We start from the raw sequence: 18,700 nt of genomic DNA, 5'->3' as shown, positions 1-18,700 counted from the left end.
AGTTATTTCACTATTTTTGATGATTCTTCTATAAAGTTTCTCATGTCAGACATTATAGCTCTTGGAACAGGAATATCTAACATTGTTTTTAACCCACTATGAGCATTCATAACATGAGGTATTGAGTTTACAACCATTGCTATTGTACCGATTCCACCTGGGATTTCAGGCTTGATTTCTAGATTAATATTAGGATTACCTTTAATCCAAACATAATCTCCAGTTTCTTGTCCTTCTAGATGAGGAAGTATCTGCTGAGGATGTTCCATCTCAATTTTAAGCTCTCCATCAACATAACCAAAACCACATTGTCTGCATCCTGCTACATTTCCAGGCATTACTTCTGCATATTTAGTTTCTCTATGAACTGTTGACATTATTGGCTCTCTTGTTTCATCAACCTTATCAAGATTCCATCCAATTCCATCTGTAATCATCATAATAGATTCTGGGAAACCTACATGTCCTGCAATACTATTGTCTTTAACTCCGCTTTCGAATTCATCCTTAGTTACGCCAACTCCTTGCTCTATCATTACAGCTTTTCCAAATGGAGATAAGTCATTAACTCTAGCAGCTTTAATATGATCTACAGTTTCGCAAGTTCCAGTTAAGGCTAAAATTAAAAGGTCAAGAACAAATCCTGGATTAATACCTGTTCCTAGTACAGTGATATTATTTTCTTTAGCTATTTTATCTATTTCTTTAGCAAGCTCTGGTTCTTGAGCTTTTGGATAAGCCATTTCTTCAGCAGTTGATATGACATTCATTTTTCTTTCAGCTATAAATTTTATTTTTTCAAATGCATGTCTTGTAAATGAATCTGTAGCTAGAAGTACTACATCACAGGATTTTTCTTTAAATGCTTCTTCTGGATCTGCTGTAATAATAACAGAAGCTCTATCCCCTTTTTCAATTTCTAAAACATCAAACATATCTTTGCCAACTCTATGTTCATTTCTATCGCATATTGAGACAATATCTACTCCGGTTTTTTTCAGAAGCATTTCCGCCATACCGCTTCCCATCGCTCCAAATCCCCAAATTCCAACTTTTACATTATTCATTTGAACTCCTCCTAAGGTTAAATAAATTATAAAATTATTTTATCACTATAATATTAATAGCAATTTGCATGCCATATAGAAAAAATAAGAGGATATTCTAAAATAAATCTATAAATAGCTATATTATAGTAAATTTGCGAATGAAAATACTGAATTTTTCTATTAATCAGATTTATAGATCTATAAAAAGTAAAAATTTTCCTCTGAATTCCATAAAAAAGCAAATAATTTTGCACATGGTGCAAAATTATTTGCTTTTTTTAAATTTATATATTAAGTTTTTTTATTTTATGTTGAAGAGTCTGACGCTTTATTCCAAGTTTCATTGCAGCCTTGCTTATATTCCCATTTACTAATCTTAGAGTATCTACTATAATATGTTTTTCCATTTTTTCTAAAAAATCATTTAGGTTTTCATTTCCTATATCATATTCTGGTACAAAGGTTGAATCTTCATCTAAACCATAGATTATTATATTCTGATCAGATATTACATGTTCATCATCAATCATAGAAAACGCAGCCATTATAGTATTTTCAAGTTCTCTAGCATTTCCTGGCCAGTGATGGTTATAAAGCTTTTCTTTAGCTTTATCAGAAAGTATCCAAATTTCTTTATCATATAGCTTATTATACTTTTTGATGAAAAACTCGCTTAAAGGAACTATATCATCTTTCCTATTTCTAAGTGGAGGAATATTTATAGGTATTATATTGAGCCTATAAAACAAATCTTTTCTTAAAAGCTTTTTTTCAATCAGCTCTTTTGGAGGTTCGTTGGATGAAGCAATAACCCTTACATTTACTGCTGTATCCTTAGTTCCGCCTATACGCCTTATATATCCTTCTTGCAGTACTCTAAGAAGCTTTGCCTGCAATTCATAAGGCATGGAATTTATTTCATCTAAAAACAATGTCCCTCCACTTGCTTGTTCAAAAAGCCCTGGTCTATCAATTGCACCAGTAAAGCCACCTTTTGCAGTTCCAAACAATATACCTTCTAGTAATGACTCTGGAAGGGCTGCGCAGTTTTGAGCGATAAAAGGATTATCTCTTCGTTTGCTTGCGTAATGTATGCTTTGAGCTAATAATTCTTTTCCTGTTCCAGTTTCACCATATATAAAAACTGAAGCATCTATTTGAGATGCTTTTTTTCCTAAATTGACAGCCTTTAGAAAATCCTTGTTTTTTCCAAAAATATTTTCAAAAGTGTATTTTTTTATTCTACCTTCACTTTGAGAAGGTGAATATATTTCCTTTTGGAGATCTAAGATTGTATCTGACATTTCCTGAATATCTGTAATATTTTTTGCTATTTCTAAAGCTCCGATTAGTTTATTTTCAAATATTATTGGCATAGTATTATTGATTGTAATAATTTCCTTGCCGTCTTTATTTAAATATATTTGTTTTTTGTTTTTTATTGTAGTTTTATTCTTTAATGCAGTAAGTAAAGTACTTTCTGAGTTTTTCATATCTTTAAAAACTTCTAAAAGAGGTTTTTCAAGTACATCTACTTCCTTCATTTTTTCAAGTTTTGCCATAGATTCGTTATAGATTATTGTGTTTCCTTTATCATCAACTACATGAACTCCTTCTTCTATGTGATGCAAAATTTTTTGCATCACCCAAAGTTTTTCTTTAGACTTCATATTATCTCCTTTAAATTTAATAAGAAATACTCCAATTTTATTAAATTAATGATTTATTATAGAGGTATCAAACTTATTATATTCACAAAAATAAGGTTAGTATATACTAACCTTATTTTATCAGATAATTAAAGTTGTGTGTCTTGATAAATAGGAAATTTATCTGTAAGGGCTATAGCCATTTCTTTAGCTTTTTCAATATTTCTATCAGTAATTACAATGTTTATTATATCTGCAATTTCTTTCATTTCTTTCTCACCCATACCTCTTGTAGTAACAGCTGCAGTTCCTAATCTAACTCCACTTGTTACAAGGAAATTTTCAGGATCAAAAGGTATTGAATTTTTATTTACCGTTATATGTGCTTCATCTAATATTTTTTCTGCTTCTTTTCCAGTAATAGATTTACTTCTTAAATCTACTAGAACTAAATGGTTGTCTGTTCCATTTGTTAATATAGTAAATCCATGATTTATAAGGGCATCAGAAAGTGCCTTTGCATTATTTATTACGTTTTTTTGATATTCTTTAAATTCTGGCTGTAAAGCTTCTTTAAAGCTAACTGCCTTTGCAGCAATTACATGCTCAAGTGGTCCACCTTGAATTCCAGGGAAAATAGCTTTATCTATCTGCTTTGCAAACTCTTTCTTACAAAGGATAGCTCCACCACGAGGGCCTCTTAACGTCTTATGTGTAGTTGTTGTAACAAAATCCGCAACTTCACAAGGGTTATTATGAAGTCCTGCAGCGACAAGACCAGCTATGTGAGCCATATCTACCATCAAATAAGCATCTACTTCATCAGCAATTTCTCTAAACTTTTTAAAATCAATCTCTCTAGAATATGCACTTGCCCCTGCAACAATCATCTTTGGTTTTATTTCATGTGCTAGTCTTTTAACTTCTGCAAAATCTATTAAACCATCCTCTGTTGATACTCCATACTCTGTAAAATCAAAGTATTGGCCAGATATATTAACTGGAGAACCATGAGTTAAGTGTCCACCTTGAGAAAGGTTCATTCCTAAAAGCTTATCTCCTGGCTTAAGCATTGCAAAATATACGCCCATGTTTGCTTGTGAACCTGAATGAGGCTGTACATTAGCATGCTCTGCGTTAAAAAGCTCTTTTAATCTATCTATTGCTAATTGTTCCATTTCATCAACATGCTCGCATCCGCCATAATATCTTTTTTGTGGATATCCTTCAGCATATTTATTAGTAAAGAAACTTCCCATTGCTTCCAAAACAGCTTCACTTACTATATTTTCTGAAGCTATTAATTCAATATTTCTTTTTTGTCTATCAAATTCTTTTTGAAGAGTTTCATAAATTTGTGGATCTGCTTTTTTTAGGTACTCAAAATTCATGATTTTTCACTCCATTCTTAATTATTTGAATTCACATACATAATACCATAAAATAGGTAACGTTTACACATAGTAAAATAATAATTTTTTATATACATCAAAATATTTAGAGGTATAATATTTATATTCAAAATATGAAAATATGTTAAGGGGCACAAAAATGAATGAACTTACTGAACTAAATAAAAAGAAGATACTAAGACTAGCGTTATATGCTGGAGAAATAATGTTAAAAAATGGAGCTGAAACATATAGGGTCGAAGATACCATAATTAGAATCTGTAAGTCAAAAAGACTCAAGCACGTAAGTGCATTTGTGACTCCCACAGTTATTATGGTCTCAGATGATAGATTTGATGGTTTTAGTTTTATAAAAACTATACGATCTAGAAAAACTGACCTTAACAAAATATCGTTAATTAACGATTTTTCAAGAGATTTTGTCAGCTCCTCAATGGATATAGAGACTGGTTTAAGAGAACTAAAAAAAATCGAAAAAGCTACAATTTATTCCATAAGTACAAAAGTAATTTGGTCTGGTATTGCTTCTGCAATGTTTGCTCTTTTGTTTGGAGGAAGTTTATATGATTTTGTTGGAGCTTTTTTAATTTCAATGCTTGCTATGGTAGTTTCTGACAAATTGAATCAGCTATCGGAAACCTCATTTTTAGCCAATGCTGCTGCTGGGGTTATTATTGGAGTTGTATCCATAATATTTAAATATTTAATTGCTCCTGCAAATATTGATATGATTATTGTAGGGTCAATAATGCCTCTACTTCCAGGGGTGGGACTTACAAATGGGATAAGAGACTTTATTTCAGGAGATCTTATTTCTGGGCTGTCAAGAGTTTCAGAAGCTATGCTTGTTGCTGTATCCATAGCTGTAGGAGTTGGTACATCACTTTCAATCTGGATTAATATCGGAGGAACGTTATAATGTCTTTATGGATTCATTTTGTATATTCTTTTTTTGCAACAGTTGGTTTTGCTATTGTATTTAATGTTCCTAAAAGTTCTCTTGTATATGGGGGTTTTTCAGGAGCTGTAGGCTGGACTTTATTTACAACACTTACCAGTGTGCAAGTCAATACTGCCTTTGCAAATCTTGTATCTGCAGTTTGCGTGGCTCTTTTAGGTGAGATATTTGCCCGTATAGAAAAAAAACCTGTTACAGCATTTGTAATACCCGGTATTATTCCACTAGTTCCAGGTTACGGAATGTATTCTACTATGCTTATACTACTGCAAAATGATTTTGAAACTGGAATGCAGATGGGAATATCTACTATTTTTAATTCAGGGGCAATTGCCATGGGAATTATTTTAGTCTCCTCACTTGCAAGGATTTTTAAAATAAATAAAGAAAACAAGGTTTCTTCTTAATAAAATAATTAAAGAAGAAACCTTGTTTTTTATAGGAAATTTTTCCCCGAAATAGATACTATAACCGGATTATATTGATTTGATTTTTTTATTTTTGGTTCATTTAGCTTTATAAGCATTAAAGCTAAAACCATAAATAATATTCCTACTGCCAAGCTACCAATTTCAGATTCAAACCCAAGAAGTCCAAATAAAGGATTTGAAAGAAAAATACCTGCAATAAGGGAGAGTAACGGGATAGTATATATTATAAAAGCAGCTTTAACCACATTTGGAGCTTCCATATCTACTTCTACATAATCCCCTTTTTTTGCACCTGCTTGATTAAGTGCTTGAATAGTTATTGACTTATCATCGCTTGATCCAAGGCCGCATCCTTTGCAATTTCCACAAGCTGTTTTTCTATCTATTTTTACATTGGCGCTAATATCTTGGGTATCGACTACAAGACCAACTTCTCTCATAACTGCCTCCTAAAGTTTAAAAACTACAATTTCAATATGCTTAGTTTTTTTCAATTATAGCTATACTAAGCTCGTCTAAAGATTTTTTATCTGTCTTGCCAGGTGCATTGGTTAATGGGCATATAGCATTTTGATTTTTCGGAAATGCTATAACCTCTCTAATACTATCTTGCTTAGCTAATAGCATCACGAGTCTATCGAGTCCAAATGCTATTCCCCCATGTGGAGGTGTACCATATTTAAATGCTTCTAATAAAAATCCGAATTTATCCCATGCTTCTTCTTTGCTAAAGCCTAACAGATTGAACATTTTTTCTTGGACATCTGAGTTGTATATACGTATACTTCCCCCGCCAAGCTCTACCCCATTTAGAACCATATCATATGCTTTAGCTCTTACCTTAGATGGATTTGTATCTAGAAGCTCTAAATCCTCATCCATAGGAGAAGTAAATGGATGATGCATAGCTACATATCTATTTTCTTCTTCATCGTATTCAAACTGAGGAAACTCAGTTACATAAAGAAGATTATATTTATTTTCATCTAGAATATCCAATTTCTTAGCTGCATCTATCCTTACATGTCCTAAGGCATCAAAAACAACTTTATCCCTATCAGCTACAAATAAAAGTAAGTCTCCTTTTTCTCCTTCAAGCTTATTTATGATAGTTTCTAGATTTTCTTGAGTGAAAAATTTGCTTATTGGAGATGTTACACCCTCTTCTGTAATTTTTATCCATGCCAGGCCTTTTGCTCCATAGGTTTTAGCCACATCTTCTAGTGCAGTTATTCCTTTTCTTGTGAAGCTTGCTTCATATCCTTTGAGATTTATTCCTCTTACACTTTTACATTCTTCGTTTGCAGCTGACTCAAATACTCCAAAACCACAAGTTTTAGCATCAGCTGTAATATCCACAAGCTCAAACCCAAACCTTGTATCTGGCTTATCTGAACCAAATCTATCCATTGCTTCTTTATATGTCATTCTTGGAATTGGAAGACTTATATTTACATCTAAAGTCTCGGACAAAATTTTAGAAATCATATTTTCCATAATATCAAGAACATCATTTATTTCTACAAATGACATTTCACAATCTATCTGAGTGAATTCTGGTTGTCTATCAGCTCTAAGGTCTTCATCTCTAAAGCATTTAGCGATTTGGAAATATTTATCCATTCCAGATACCATAAGTAGTTGTTTGAAAAGCTGAGGTGACTGGGGAAGACCATAGAAGCTTCCCTTATTTACTCTACTTGGAACAAGATAATCTCTGGCTCCTTCTGGAGTCGGTTTTCCTAAAATTGGAGTTTCTATCTCTATAAAACCATTATCTGAAAGATAATTTCTAACAATTTGAGTAACTTTATGTCTTAGAATAAAATTATTTTGCATTTTAGGCTTTCTAAGATCTAAATATCTATATTTCATTCTCAAGTTTTCAGATACTGCATCATCATCTTTAATATATATTGGAGGGGTTTCAGATTTATTTAAAATCCTTAATTCACTAGCATATACCTCTATATCGCCAGTTTTTATATTTGGATTTTTAGATGCTCTCTCTCTAACAATACCCTTTACTGCGATTACATACTCTGATCCAAGCTCTTGAGATTTAACAAATAAATTTTGGTTTATTGTCTCATCAAAGACTATCTGGCAAACACCTTCTCTATCTCTCATATCTACAAACACTATTGAGCCTAAATCTCTTGATTTTTGTACCCATCCCATAAGAACTACTTCTTTTCCTATATCTTCTAAACTCAATTCCCCACAGTAACCTGTTCTTTTCATTCCGCTCATTATATCCATTTAAGACCTCCTGCTTTTTTTAGTTTTAATTTATAGTGATAGTTTAATTTTTACATAAATTTTAGCACTTATTTAGCAGATGATAGCCTTATTACCTCATCAACTATATTTTGAATACCGATTTCTGTTTGAGTAGAATTCTTCATGTCTTTTAAAATCACTTTATTTTCAATGATTTCATTCTCTCCAATTACTATAGTAAATCTAGAATTTCTTTTATTTGCTAGTTTGAATTGAGCTTTTATACTTCTTTCTAAATAGTCCTTATCACAACTTATATCATTTTTTCTAAGAATATGCAAAATTTTAGTTGCTTCTAAAGAAGCTTTTTCACCTAGAGTAGCTATAAATACATCTAAGCCATCCTTTTGCCAAGGAGATAGATTTAGACTTTCTAAAGTGAGAAGGAGTCTTTCAATTCCAAGTCCAAACCCTACCCCTGATATATCTGGGCCTCCTAGTTCATTGATAAGACCATCATATCTTCCGCCCCCACAAACAGTAGATTGACTTCCAATATCTTTGGATACTATTTCAAAGGCTGTTTTTGTATAATAATCTAGTCCTCTTACAATTAATGGATCGACAGTATATTTTATATTAAGTGAATCTAAATTTTCTTTCAAACTTTCAAAATGAGTACGACTTTCTTCGTCCAGATGATTAAGCATTAAAGGTGCATTTTTTGTAATCTGATTACAAGATTCTATTTTACAGTCAAGTATTCTCATTGGATTTTTTTCATATCTCTCTTGGCAGGTTTTGCAGAGTTTTTCTAAATCCTTTGAAAGGAAATCCTTAAGAATAGAGTTATAATTTTTTCTGCTATTTATATTTCCAACTGAATTAATCCTGAGTTCTAACTTATCAGTAAGACCTAATCTATCGAAAAAATCCATAGCTAGTGCAATAACTTCTGCGTCTATAGCGGGAGAATCACTTCCAAAAACTTCAATTCCAAACTGATGAAATGCTCTTAATCTTCCAGCTTGAGGTCTTTCGTATCTAAAACATGGAGTTATATAGAATATTTTAGTAGGCTGTACATCTGCATATACTTTGTTTTCTATAAATGATCTTACGACAGGTGCAGTTCCTTCGGGTTTTAAAGTAATACTTTCATTTGATTTTGTATCAAAAGTAAACATCTCTTTTTGAACAATATCAGTTGTATCTCCTACACCTCTTTTAAAAAGTTCTGTATATTCAAAAGCGGGAGTTCTCATTTCTCCATAGGAAAAATTCTTACATACCTTCTTAAATAATCCTTCAATATAGTTCCATTTTAAAGCATCTTTAGGAAGTATATCTTGAGTTCCACGTGGTCTTCTTAACTCCATTTTTCTACCTCCTTCAATTTTTTCTCTATTAGCTCATCTATTCTTTTTATATATAATCGTACATCTTTTATATTTGGAATTCTCTCTATTCTATCATTTGGTTCATAATAAAACTTAGATATAGCACCTGCACCAAAAGCTAAAATAGTTTGTTTTTCTTCCATTATTCCAATGTTATAAAATGACTCTAGGCTAGATTTGGAATATCCAATATTTTCAAGGTTTAATAATATATTTTTTTGCCTATATAAATAATATGGGTGCAGATTCATATCCTTAGCATATTGCTCTGTCATACTCATAAACATATATATATCATTAGTATTTAATTTTGTTTTATCTTTTTTTACAGACTCAATTAGTTTAGATGCTCTTTTAAGGGATAGTGTATGTACGGTTAAGCTTTCTGGATGAAGCTTTTTTATTTCTTTTAGAGTGTTTTCAAGTTCTTCAGCAGTTTCGTCTTCAAGCCCCAATATTATATCCATATTTATATTATCGAATCCATTTTTTCTAGCTAAATTAAAACAATCAATGATATCTTTTGATGTATGATTTCTTCCAATTTTAATTAAAGTTTTATCGTTCATTGTCTGAGGGTTTATTGACAACCTTGTAACATTAAATGTTTTTAAGATTTTTAGTTTTTCTGAATTTAGTGTCTCGGGACGGCCACCCTCAAACGTAAATTCAAGGATATTATTTTTATTTATATTTTCATCAATAGTATTCATTAAAAATTCAAGTTGCTTTTCATTTATGGAGCTAGGGGTGCCTCCTCCTATGTAAATACTAGTTATTATTTTATCTTTAAGATAGTCAGACTCAAACACTTTCTGTATTTCGTATTTTAATGAAAGGAGATAATCATCTACCAAATTAGATTCTGTTTTTATATCACATGAAAAAAAGGAACAATAATTACATCTGCTAGGGCAAAAAGGGATTGATATATATATAGCTACAGTGTCTTTGATTTTATTTAAAAGGGTATTTTGTCTAAAGGCTATATCAATGATTAAATCTGCTTTTTTTTCTTGAATATAATACTCTTTTACTAAAGAAGTCCTAATTTGATTTCTTGTCAGTTGTTCTTTTAGCATTTTATGTACTATCTTAACTGGTCTTATCCCAGTTAAGATTCCCCATGGCAAAGAAACTTTTGTAATATCTGATAGTAAGGAATAAAAGAGTCTTTTATAAATATTTTTTTCACTTAGAAAGTCTTCTCTTGACTGGAAAATCTCTTTTTCTAAAAGAAAGTTATTATAATATTTCCCAATTATTTTATTTTCTGAGTCCCCTTGAAGAACAATAAAATTCTCCATTGAAACACCATGAGATTCTAATAAGTCTATAGTCTCAATTTTAATATCAATTCCAAAGGATTTTGCAAGTTCTTTTAAATCATAATTATACTCCTCTTTATCAACCTTAACTATCATTAGTCTTCTCCAACAAGATATGGATTTGTTACCTTTTCTATTCCTAGTCTACTTGCAGGTCCATGTCCTGGAAAAACTACAAATTCATCATCTAAAGATTTAAGTTTATTTAAGGATTTTTTCATTTGGGAAAAATCTCCACTATATAAATCAGTTCTTCCTATAGATCCCGAAAAAAGAGTATCTCCAGTAAATAGATTATCATTAATTATTAAAGTAATAGATCCTTTAGTATGGCCTGGAGTATGAATTATTTGTATATTTAAATCACCAAGCTCAATCTTATCATTATCGTGAACATATAAGTCCGCCTCTAAAACTATTTCTTCATTTCCAATTTGATTTGAAAGGTTAAGTTTTGGGTCGTTTAATATATCTTTTTCTAAAAAATGAGCTACTAGTTTACAGTCATACTCAGTTAAAAGTCTTTTAGTTGCTCCTATATGATCTCCATGTCCATGGGTTAGAACTACGTATTTTAATTGAAATTCATTTTCCAGCAAAATTTCGTTTATTTTTTCGAAATCTCCTCCTGGATCTATAACAATACACTTTTGTGTATTTTCATCCCCTACAATATAGCAGTTTACTCCATATATTCCAGCTTCTAATCTTTGTAAAAACATAAAGTCCTCCTAAAAATTTTTTTCTGAGTCAATAAGTATAGTTACAGGCCCGTCGTTTTCTATACTTACCATCATTTCAGCGCCAAAAACTCCAGTTTCAACATTAATTCCTTTTTCTTTAAATTTAGAGATACATTCTTCATATAAAGGTATAGCTTTTTCGGGCCTTGCTGCTTCTGTAAAGCTTGGTCTTTTTCCTTTTCTGCAGTCTCCATACAAGGTAAACTGCGATACAAGCAATAGCTCTCCTTTTATATCCAATAAAGATAGGTTCATTTTTCCCTCTTTATCTTCAAAAATTCTCAATCCTGATATTTTATCAACTATATATTCTAAGTCTTTACTTGTATCATCATTTTTTATACCTAGAAGAACTAAAAAACCACTTTTTATTTCTCCCATAGTTTTATATTCATTGTTTTCCACAATTTTTACGCTAGAAGATTTCACTCTTTGGACTACAGCTCTCATTGTTTCCTCCTAGTTAAATATCCTAAACACATCCATTACTCCTTCTACTCTTTTAATTTGATTCATAATGCTTTTTAGCTGTTCTTTGCTTGAAACTTCAAGAACAACATTCATAATAGCAGAGCCGTCTTTGGAGGTTTTGGCATTAATTCCATTTACAGTTATTTTTTCATCGGCAAATATTCGACTTACATCTGTAAATAAACCTCTCCTATCAATTGCCTTAATCTGAACTTCAGCTTCAAAACTCTTATCCTTATTTTTATCATTGTCCCATTCTACTTCTACAAGTCTTCCATGAATTGGATCATTCTCACTTTTTACATTTGGGCAATCAGCTCTATGGATTGAAACTCCCCTGCCCTTGGTTATATAACCTAATATGTCATCTCCAGGTAATGGATTACAGCATTTTGCAAATCTTATCAATATATTATCTATTTCCTTTACTCTTACACCTTGATTATTTATTTTTTTTCTTTGAGTTTTAGTGTTATTTATTTTTTCTAAAGGTTTTTCTTCTTTTACCTTTGGATGATCAACTTCGTACTTTTCTTTTATTCTTGGCATTACTTGGCTTAATGTAATACCTCCATAACCTAAAGCCGCATAGAGATCATCTTCATTTCCCTGGGTAACTACTTTTGCTACTTGGGTTAAATATTTGTGCTTTAAAAAGTCACTTATGGGATATCCCTGTCTTTTTGTTTCTCTTTCTAGGATTTCTTTTCCTTTTTCTATATTTTCTTCTCTACGTTCTTTTTTAAACCACTGTCTTATCTTATTTTTTGCATGTGAGCTTTTGACTATATTTATCCAATCTCTACTAGGGCCATTTGAATTAGAAGAAGTGAGGACTTCTATTATATTTCCATTTTTTAGTGAGTATTCAAGTGGTACTATTCTTCCATCTATTTTAGCACCAATACAACTATTTCCAACATCTGAATGGACTTTGTAAGCAAAATCCAAAGGGGTAGATCCTGCAGGTAGTTCTACTACATCTCCTTTTGGAGTAAATACAAATACTTGATTTGTAAAAAGATCAATTTTTAAAGATTCCATAAACTCTTTTGGATCTGATACATCCTTTTGCCACTCCATCATCTGTCTTAGCCAGGATAGCTTTTTTTCCATGTCAGATTCATCTGAGTCAATTTTTCCTTCTTTGTATTTCCAGTGTGCTGCTATACCAAATTCTGCTGTTCTATGCATGTCTTTGGTTCTTATCTGGATTTCAAGAGGTTCACCATCAGGACCAAGTACAGTGGTATGAAGAGACTGATACATGTTTGGCTTAGGCATAGCTATATAGTCTTTAAAACGTCCAGGCATAGGTTTCCATATGGTATGAACGATTCCTACAACTCCATAGCAATCCTTTAATGTATCTACTAAAATTCTTACAGCCATCAGATCATATATTTCTTCAAAAGCCTTGTTTTGGTATTTCATTTTTCTATATATACTATAAAAATGCTTAGCTCTCCCTTTTATATCTCCATCAATAGAAGCTTCCGAGATTCTTTCATTTAAGAGATTTATAACTCCTTCTATATAAGCTTCTCTTTCCCTTCTTTTTTTAGAGACCTTGTCTACAAGTTCATAGTATCCTTGAGGGTCAATATATCTTAAAGCTATATCTTCCATCTCCCATTTTATCCTAGATATACCCAGTCTATGGGCTATAGGGGCGAAGATTTCTATAGTTTCAGTAGCTTTTTCTTTAGCTTTTTCTTCTGACATATATTTTAAGGTTCTCATATTATGAAGTCTGTCAGCAAGCTTTATAAGAATTACTCTTATGTCTTTTCCCATGGCCATAAACATTTTTCGAAGATTTTCGGCCTGAGTTTCTTCTTTTGATTTATATTCTAGCTTTCCAAGTTTTGTAACACCATCAACTAATTCTGCAACTTCTGTACCGAATTGCTTTTCTATATCTTCAAATGTTGCCTTAGTATCTTCTACCACATCATGAAGTAGACCTGCAGTAATAGTATGGACATCCATTTCAAGTTCTGCTAAAATTTTAGCAACTTCAAGTGGATGAACTATATATTTTTCTCCAGATTTTCTATATTGGCCCTCATGGGAATTATAGGCATAGTTATAAGCCTTGATTACTAATTCTAAATTAGCATCAGGATTATATTGTTCTATCATAAGCAATAAATTCTCTAACATAATAATCACCTGCGTTTTCAGTTTTGGGAGAATAAAAAAGTCTTATAAGAGCAATAATAAATCACAACTTTTAGATGAAAAATTGAGATTTATTATTGCTCAATTAAATATTTTATAAAAAATAGTCGGCTAAAGCCAACTATTTTTTGTGGAGATTACATTGACTTATTGTTAACACAACAAGATTGAATCTTTATTTATAAGATATATTTATACGTATAAAAATTAGTAATTAACCAAAGAGTTTATATGATACCCGTCAAGTTTATCTCTTCCGTTAAGATCTTCAAGTTCAATTAAAAATTCCATTGCAGCAATTTCTCCTCCAAGAGATTCAATTAGCTCAGCTACAGCTCTTACCGTTCCACCTGTTGCAAGCAAGTCATCCACTATAGCAATTTTATCTCCCTGGCTTATTGCATCAGAATGTATTTCTAATGAGTCAGTTCCATATTCAAGCTCATAGTCAAGTCTTGTAGTTTTGCTTGGAAGCTTTCCAGGCTTTCTAACTGGTATAAAGCCTACACCTAAAGCATATGCTACAGCAGCTCCCATTAAGAAGCCTCTAGCTTCTGGGCCTACTACATAGTCGATCTCCTTGTCTTTTAAATCATCCACTATCTTATTTACAGCGTATGAAAAGGCATTTCTATCCTTTAAAAGAGTAGTTATATCTTTAAAGCTGATACCTTCTTTCGGGAAATTTTCAATCTCTCTTATTTTAGATTTTAAATCCATTAATTATCCTCCTCATGTGAGATAAAGCTCTCTACATTATTTTTAATTAAAAATTTTATTCAAAAATCTCATTGTTTTAGTTTGAGATAAATCGAATCTTTGATTAGAATCAGGTTGATTAAATGATATTTTTACATGTTCTTTAATTAAATCATATTCTATTAAATCTATTTCTTTGAGAATTTCTAGACTGTTTAGAAGTGAAATATGATTCGTCTTCAAGCTCTTAGTTAATAACTCTATGCTTGTATAAATATTTGAATGTTTTTTTACTAATTTATATAGATTTGCTATAGTATCTCTTGAAGGGATATTTTTTAAAGAGACATCTTTGTTTTCATAATTATTATATAGATATATATTTTCAAAATAAGTTTCTATAAGTTTTTCTGAAATTTTCTTAATAGAGACATCCAGAATAATATTATTATATATGCAAAGGTCTATTTTATCAATATTTGGCATAAGTATAATATCTATTTTATAATTATTTGAGCTATGATCTAAAGAGAAATTAATATTTCTATAAAACAAGTTTCTAATTAATTCGGTATATACTTCATAATCATATACAAACACTCCTGTTTTTTCATTACCATCAAGCAACATATAAAATTCATTTGATTCACCATGAATATTTTTACAAGATATAGTTTCATTTAGAGGAATGAATCTTTCAGAATCATTTTCTCTTAATGTTTTTAATCTATGTTGATACGAATCCCACACTCTATATTTTTCGAAACTTTCTTTAATATCCTTAACAAAAAGCTGAAGGTTATTTTTGCCTTGATAATCATTTAGTCCCATTTCGAATACCAAATCTATAGGGTTATTAAAATTTATTTTTTCGTAAAGCTCTGGTTTATTGAAACAAATAGTCTCTATTGAACTCTCTATATATCCCTTAAAATGCTTCTGACCCTTACCTATTAATTTTACATCATTAAGCTTCACTTCAGATATTGAAAAAACAGGTTTTGAATTTCCCATACCAAAAGGCTCTAGCTGAGATATTTGATTTAAAATATCTAGATTTAAAGAGTCTTTATCAACCACACTATCAATAAATATTTTAGGCTCAAGCATAGTATTATCTATACGAAAGTCCCCCAAAGAGTTAATTTCATTTTCAAAGGCTTGTATATTATCCATATTTATTGTAATCCCAGCAGCTTGTTCATGACCACCATATTTTTCTAACAAATAGCTCACACCACCAAGGGCATCAAATAAATTAAAACCCTCAATACTTCTACCAGAACCTTTTCCAATATTATTATCTTCTATTGCTATTATGAAGGTTGGTTTATTATATTTTTCTGTTATCTTTGAGGCTACAATTCCAATAACTCCGCTATGCCAATTTTCAGAGTAAGCGACTAAAATGGTAGAATTTTTTTCTTTCTCTTTAATAATTTCTAGGGCCTCTTCATAAATTGTATGTTCTATTTCCTGTCTTCTTTTATTTAAGGCTTCCAGTTTTTTAGAGGTTTCTAAGGCGTTTGAATAACTTTCAGATAAAAAGAGGCTTACACCAAGATCAGCATCTCCCATTCTTCCGCTAGAATTTATCCTAGGAGCCAAAAGAAAAGCAATTTCAGTTGAGCTTATATTATTAAAATTTAGACCAGATGTAGATATCAAAGCTTTTATTCCTAGGTTCACTGGTTTTTTTAACTTTTCAAGCCCCTTTTTTACTATAATACGGTTTTCACCTTTAAGTTCTACAATATCTGCAATTGTAGCAATGGATGCTATTTCAATAAGCTCATTTATATCATATATCCCACGTTTATACAGTAATCCTTCTGATAGCTTAAGAGCTATTCCAGCTCCACATAAATTTGGATAGGGATATGTGCACTCTTTTTGTTTAGGATTAATTATTGCAATAGCTTTAGGTAATATATCCTTGCACTCATGATGGTCTGTAATTATCATGTCTATACCAATTGAGTTTGCAAAGTCGGTTTCTTCTATAGAGGTTATTCCACAGTCAACTGTTATTACTAAGCTAACACCATTTTTCTTGATATCCATAAGGGCTTCCTCATTGAGTCCATAACCTTCCTCAACTCTTTTAGGAATATAGTAATCTACATTGTATCCTATTTTTAAAAAAGCAAGTTTTAAAATAGATACAGATGAAATTCCATCGACATCATAATCGCCATATATACAAATCTTTTCTTGGTTTTCAATTGCACTTAATATTCTCTCAACTGCTAAAAGTAAATCCTTCATTAAATAAGGATCATAAAGGTTTTCTATATTTGCGTTTAAAAAAAGATCTTTTTCTTTTACTGAAATATTTCTGTTTTCCAATAATTTTTCAATTATAGATGTTTTATTATTATTTTTTATTATCCACTTTTTTTTTATCATAACTCACCTTTTATATTTTGTTGGATTTAATACTATAGAAATGATAAGAGCAAGTCCCATTACTATAGCTATTAGATATCCCAAAATCCCGAGGACAGGATATCCCCAAATAGTAGGCTCAATTTTTGTAGTGATTACAAGAGATGATCCCATTAAGAGCGCTGAAATAATCAAGCTCATTGATATTAAATTAGTCATGTGATTTACTGATTTTTCTAAATTCATAAATGAAATATCATCTATGGACATTTTTATATTATTTTTTTCAAGATTTCTTAAAAGTACTCTGAGCTGTCTTGGAATTACCTTTAGATCCGAGAAAAGACTTTCTGTAAGCCTCCTAGACTCTAAAAGTAACTTTTGAGGATTTATCTTATTTTTATAATATTCTTTTGAAAATTCTTTTAAAACCTCTGAAAGAGAAAACTCAGAATCCAACTTTCTTACTCCACCCTCAAGTGTGATTAATGCTTTGATTAAAATAGAGAATTGAGATGGAAGCTTGAGTTTGTTAGCTCTTGCAAATTTTAGAAATTCGGTGAGCATTTCTGAAATATTCATCTGGTTTAGGGATATGGAATAGTAATAATGTATATAATAAGTTAAGTCTTCCCTTACTTTTCGCATATCTGTATCTCTAGATATAGCATCCATTTCCAAAAGATTTGTTATTATTTTTTCTACATCTCTATCAATGGAGGCTAGAAAAATCTCTGTTACAAAGTCTAATGTCAATCTGTCCAAGATACCAACTATTCCAAAATCAATAAACGCAATTCGATCTCTTTCTAAGACAAATATATTCCCAGGGTGAGGATCACCATGGAAAAATCCATTTATAAATATTTGTTCCATATAAGTTTTTATCCATAGTTTTGCAATCTTTTTTTTATCATAATGTGGCTTTGTTAGAACTTTCAAATCAGATATTTTGATACCATTTATTTGTTCAAGCATTAGAACTTTATCACTTGTAAATTCCCAGTTTACGCTTGGTATATATATATCTTTATTACTTATATAAATTTCACGAAATTTTTCACAGTTTCGCCCTTCAAATGTATAATCCAGCTCCCGTAAAAGCTGTGTGGAAAATTCATCTGCTATTTCAGAGAGATTTATCCCTATATCTTTGAAATTATCATCCAATAATTTAGCAATTCCTTTTAATATCTCGATATCTGTTTTTATAACTTCTTCTATATTTGGTTTTTGAATTTTTATTATGACTTTTTCCCCAGACCTTAATATTCCTTCATAAACCTGACCTATAGAAGCGGAAGCTATTGGAACTTCATTGAAGCTATAAAACACTTCTGAAAGTGATAATCCAATTTCTTCTTCAAAAATTTCCCTAGCCTCATCAAAAGAAAAACACTTTACATTGTCCTGTAGTTTTGAGAGTTCTTCTGCTAAATCTATATCTATGATGTCTATTCTTGTAGAAAGTATTTGACCGAGCTTAATAAAAGTAACTCCTAATTCTTCAAGAACATTTTTTATTCTCTCATTAACAGACATGTTTAATATATCTTTGTTTGAAGCACCAGATATTTTTCCTACTATTCCGTCTACATTTAATTTTTCGGCTAAAAATGTAAATCCGTATTTTGCAAAAACTTGTATGATTTCTTTATATCTTTTTAAATATCTGTACTTAGGTTTATATGTTGGAAATTTCAAGAAAACTCCTCCTCAACTAACATAGTTTTCCTTTTTCCAATAAAAAAGAAAAGGGCAATAT

At 30.9% G+C, this 18,700-nt stretch carries 15 protein-coding genes; 2 read left to right on the top strand and 13 right to left on the bottom strand.

The window, feature by feature from the left end; genetic code table 11:
* Nucleotides 1–2 precede the first annotated feature (2 nt).
* The 3 genes from ord to J2Z35_RS07140 form a co-directional block, all read right to left on the bottom strand.
* Complete coding sequence (ord, locus tag J2Z35_RS07150) at nucleotides 3–1,067, bottom strand: 2,4-diaminopentanoate dehydrogenase (RefSeq protein ID WP_209660702.1); 1,065 nt, start codon at nucleotides 1,065–1,067, stop codon at nucleotides 3–5.
* Between the two features lie 266 nt (nucleotides 1,068–1,333).
* Nucleotides 1,334–2,719, bottom strand: a complete 1,386-nt coding sequence (locus tag J2Z35_RS07145) for a sigma-54 interaction domain-containing protein (protein WP_209660701.1) — start codon at nucleotides 2,717–2,719, stop codon at nucleotides 1,334–1,336.
* A 128-nt stretch (nucleotides 2,720–2,847) separates the two neighbouring features.
* Nucleotides 2,848–4,089: a serine hydroxymethyltransferase gene (locus J2Z35_RS07140; protein ID WP_209660700.1), complete on the bottom strand. Its 1,242-nt coding sequence runs from the start codon at nucleotides 4,087–4,089 to the stop codon at nucleotides 2,848–2,850.
* Nucleotides 4,090–4,249: 160 nt separating this feature from the next.
* Between J2Z35_RS07140 and J2Z35_RS07135 the strand changes: the two genes are divergently transcribed.
* Nucleotides 4,250–5,029 (top strand): threonine/serine exporter family protein, encoded by a 780-nt coding sequence (locus J2Z35_RS07135; RefSeq protein ID WP_209660699.1) that lies wholly within the window; start codon nucleotides 4,250–4,252, stop codon nucleotides 5,027–5,029.
* Nucleotides 5,029–5,475, top strand: coding sequence for a threonine/serine exporter family protein (locus tag J2Z35_RS07130; protein WP_209660698.1), 447 nt, complete (start codon nucleotides 5,029–5,031; stop codon nucleotides 5,473–5,475). Before J2Z35_RS07135 ends, J2Z35_RS07130 begins: the two co-directional genes overlap by 1 nt.
* 29 nt (nucleotides 5,476–5,504) lie before the next feature.
* On the opposite strand, the gene J2Z35_RS07125 is transcribed toward J2Z35_RS07130, so the two are convergent.
* From J2Z35_RS07125 to J2Z35_RS07080, 10 genes are all read right to left on the bottom strand, one after another.
* On the bottom strand, nucleotides 5,505–5,939 hold the full coding sequence (locus tag J2Z35_RS07125) for a SoxR reducing system RseC family protein (RefSeq protein ID WP_209660697.1): 435 nt from the start codon (nucleotides 5,937–5,939) through the stop codon (nucleotides 5,505–5,507).
* Between the two features lie 40 nt (nucleotides 5,940–5,979).
* Nucleotides 5,980–7,761 carry an aspartate--tRNA ligase gene (gene aspS, locus J2Z35_RS07120; protein WP_209660696.1) on the bottom strand — a complete coding sequence of 594 codons (1,782 nt, stop codon included), beginning with the start codon at nucleotides 7,759–7,761 and terminating at the stop codon, nucleotides 5,980–5,982.
* Nucleotides 7,762–7,829: 68 nt separating this feature from the next.
* Nucleotides 7,830–9,101, bottom strand: a complete 1,272-nt coding sequence (gene hisS / locus J2Z35_RS07115) for a histidine--tRNA ligase (protein ID WP_209660695.1) — start codon at nucleotides 9,099–9,101, stop codon at nucleotides 7,830–7,832.
* Nucleotides 9,092–10,546: a coproporphyrinogen dehydrogenase HemZ gene (gene hemZ / locus J2Z35_RS07110; protein WP_209660694.1), complete on the bottom strand. Its 1,455-nt coding sequence runs from the start codon at nucleotides 10,544–10,546 to the stop codon at nucleotides 9,092–9,094. The genes hisS and hemZ overlap by 10 nt, the downstream gene beginning before the upstream one ends.
* Entirely contained in the window at nucleotides 10,546–11,172 is a 627-nt protein-coding gene (locus tag J2Z35_RS07105) for an MBL fold metallo-hydrolase (RefSeq protein ID WP_209660693.1), read from the bottom strand. The genes hemZ and J2Z35_RS07105 overlap by 1 nt, the downstream gene beginning before the upstream one ends.
* A 9-nt stretch (nucleotides 11,173–11,181) precedes the next feature.
* On the bottom strand, nucleotides 11,182–11,643 hold the full coding sequence (gene dtd / locus J2Z35_RS07100) for a D-aminoacyl-tRNA deacylase (protein WP_209660692.1): 462 nt from the start codon (nucleotides 11,641–11,643) through the stop codon (nucleotides 11,182–11,184).
* A gap of 9 nt (nucleotides 11,644–11,652) precedes the next feature.
* A complete protein-coding gene (locus J2Z35_RS07095; RefSeq protein ID WP_209660691.1) occupies nucleotides 11,653–13,830 on the bottom strand; it encodes a RelA/SpoT family protein in 2,178 nt (725 codons plus the stop codon).
* A 225-nt stretch (nucleotides 13,831–14,055) separates the two neighbouring features.
* A complete protein-coding gene (locus tag J2Z35_RS07090; RefSeq protein ID WP_209660690.1) occupies nucleotides 14,056–14,568 on the bottom strand; it encodes an adenine phosphoribosyltransferase in 513 nt (170 codons plus the stop codon).
* Between the two features lie 42 nt (nucleotides 14,569–14,610).
* Entirely contained in the window at nucleotides 14,611–16,956 is a 2,346-nt protein-coding gene (recJ, locus tag J2Z35_RS07085) for a single-stranded-DNA-specific exonuclease RecJ (protein ID WP_209660689.1), read from the bottom strand.
* 3 nt (nucleotides 16,957–16,959) lie between these two features.
* Nucleotides 16,960–18,639, bottom strand: coding sequence for an ABC1 kinase family protein (locus J2Z35_RS07080; protein ID WP_209660688.1), 1,680 nt, complete (start codon nucleotides 18,637–18,639; stop codon nucleotides 16,960–16,962).
* Nucleotides 18,640–18,700: the final 61 nt, after the last annotated feature.

The sequence above is a fragment of the Acetoanaerobium pronyense genome (genome assembly GCF_017874355.1).
Classification (GTDB): domain Bacteria; phylum Bacillota; class Clostridia; order Peptostreptococcales; family Filifactoraceae; genus Acetoanaerobium; species Acetoanaerobium pronyense.
The sequence above is the reverse complement of the archived record's forward strand: the minus strand, read 5'-3'. Positions and strand labels throughout refer to the sequence as shown.

What these genes read in the sequence shown, in the direction of transcription:
- ord (WP_209660702.1), bottom strand. Translation starts at nt 1,067, where the DNA reads ATGAATAATGTAAAAGTTGGAATTTGGGGATTTGGAGCGATGGGAAGC.
- J2Z35_RS07145 (WP_209660701.1), bottom strand. Translation starts at nt 2,719, where the DNA reads ATGAAGTCTAAAGAAAAACTTTGGGTGATGCAAAAAATTTTGCATCAC.
- J2Z35_RS07140 (WP_209660700.1), bottom strand. Translation starts at nt 4,089, where the DNA reads ATGAATTTTGAGTACCTAAAAAAAGCAGATCCACAAATTTATGAAACT.
- J2Z35_RS07135 (WP_209660699.1), top strand. Translation starts at nt 4,250, where the DNA reads ATGAATGAACTTACTGAACTAAATAAAAAGAAGATACTAAGACTAGCG.
- J2Z35_RS07130 (WP_209660698.1), top strand. Translation starts at nt 5,029, where the DNA reads ATGTCTTTATGGATTCATTTTGTATATTCTTTTTTTGCAACAGTTGGT.
- J2Z35_RS07125 (WP_209660697.1), bottom strand. Translation starts at nt 5,939, where the DNA reads ATGAGAGAAGTTGGTCTTGTAGTCGATACCCAAGATATTAGCGCCAAT.
- aspS (WP_209660696.1), bottom strand. Translation starts at nt 7,761, where the DNA reads ATGGATATAATGAGCGGAATGAAAAGAACAGGTTACTGTGGGGAATTG.
- hisS (WP_209660695.1), bottom strand. Translation starts at nt 9,101, where the DNA reads ATGGAGTTAAGAAGACCACGTGGAACTCAAGATATACTTCCTAAAGAT.
- hemZ (WP_209660694.1), bottom strand. Translation starts at nt 10,546, where the DNA reads ATGATAGTTAAGGTTGATAAAGAGGAGTATAATTATGATTTAAAAGAA.
- J2Z35_RS07105 (WP_209660693.1), bottom strand. Translation starts at nt 11,172, where the DNA reads ATGTTTTTACAAAGATTAGAAGCTGGAATATATGGAGTAAACTGCTAT.
- dtd (WP_209660692.1), bottom strand. Translation starts at nt 11,643, where the DNA reads ATGAGAGCTGTAGTCCAAAGAGTGAAATCTTCTAGCGTAAAAATTGTG.
- J2Z35_RS07095 (WP_209660691.1), bottom strand. Translation starts at nt 13,830, where the DNA reads ATGTTAGAGAATTTATTGCTTATGATAGAACAATATAATCCTGATGCT.
- J2Z35_RS07090 (WP_209660690.1), bottom strand. Translation starts at nt 14,568, where the DNA reads ATGGATTTAAAATCTAAAATAAGAGAGATTGAAAATTTCCCGAAAGAA.
- recJ (WP_209660689.1), bottom strand. Translation starts at nt 16,956, where the DNA reads ATGATAAAAAAAAAGTGGATAATAAAAAATAATAATAAAACATCTATA.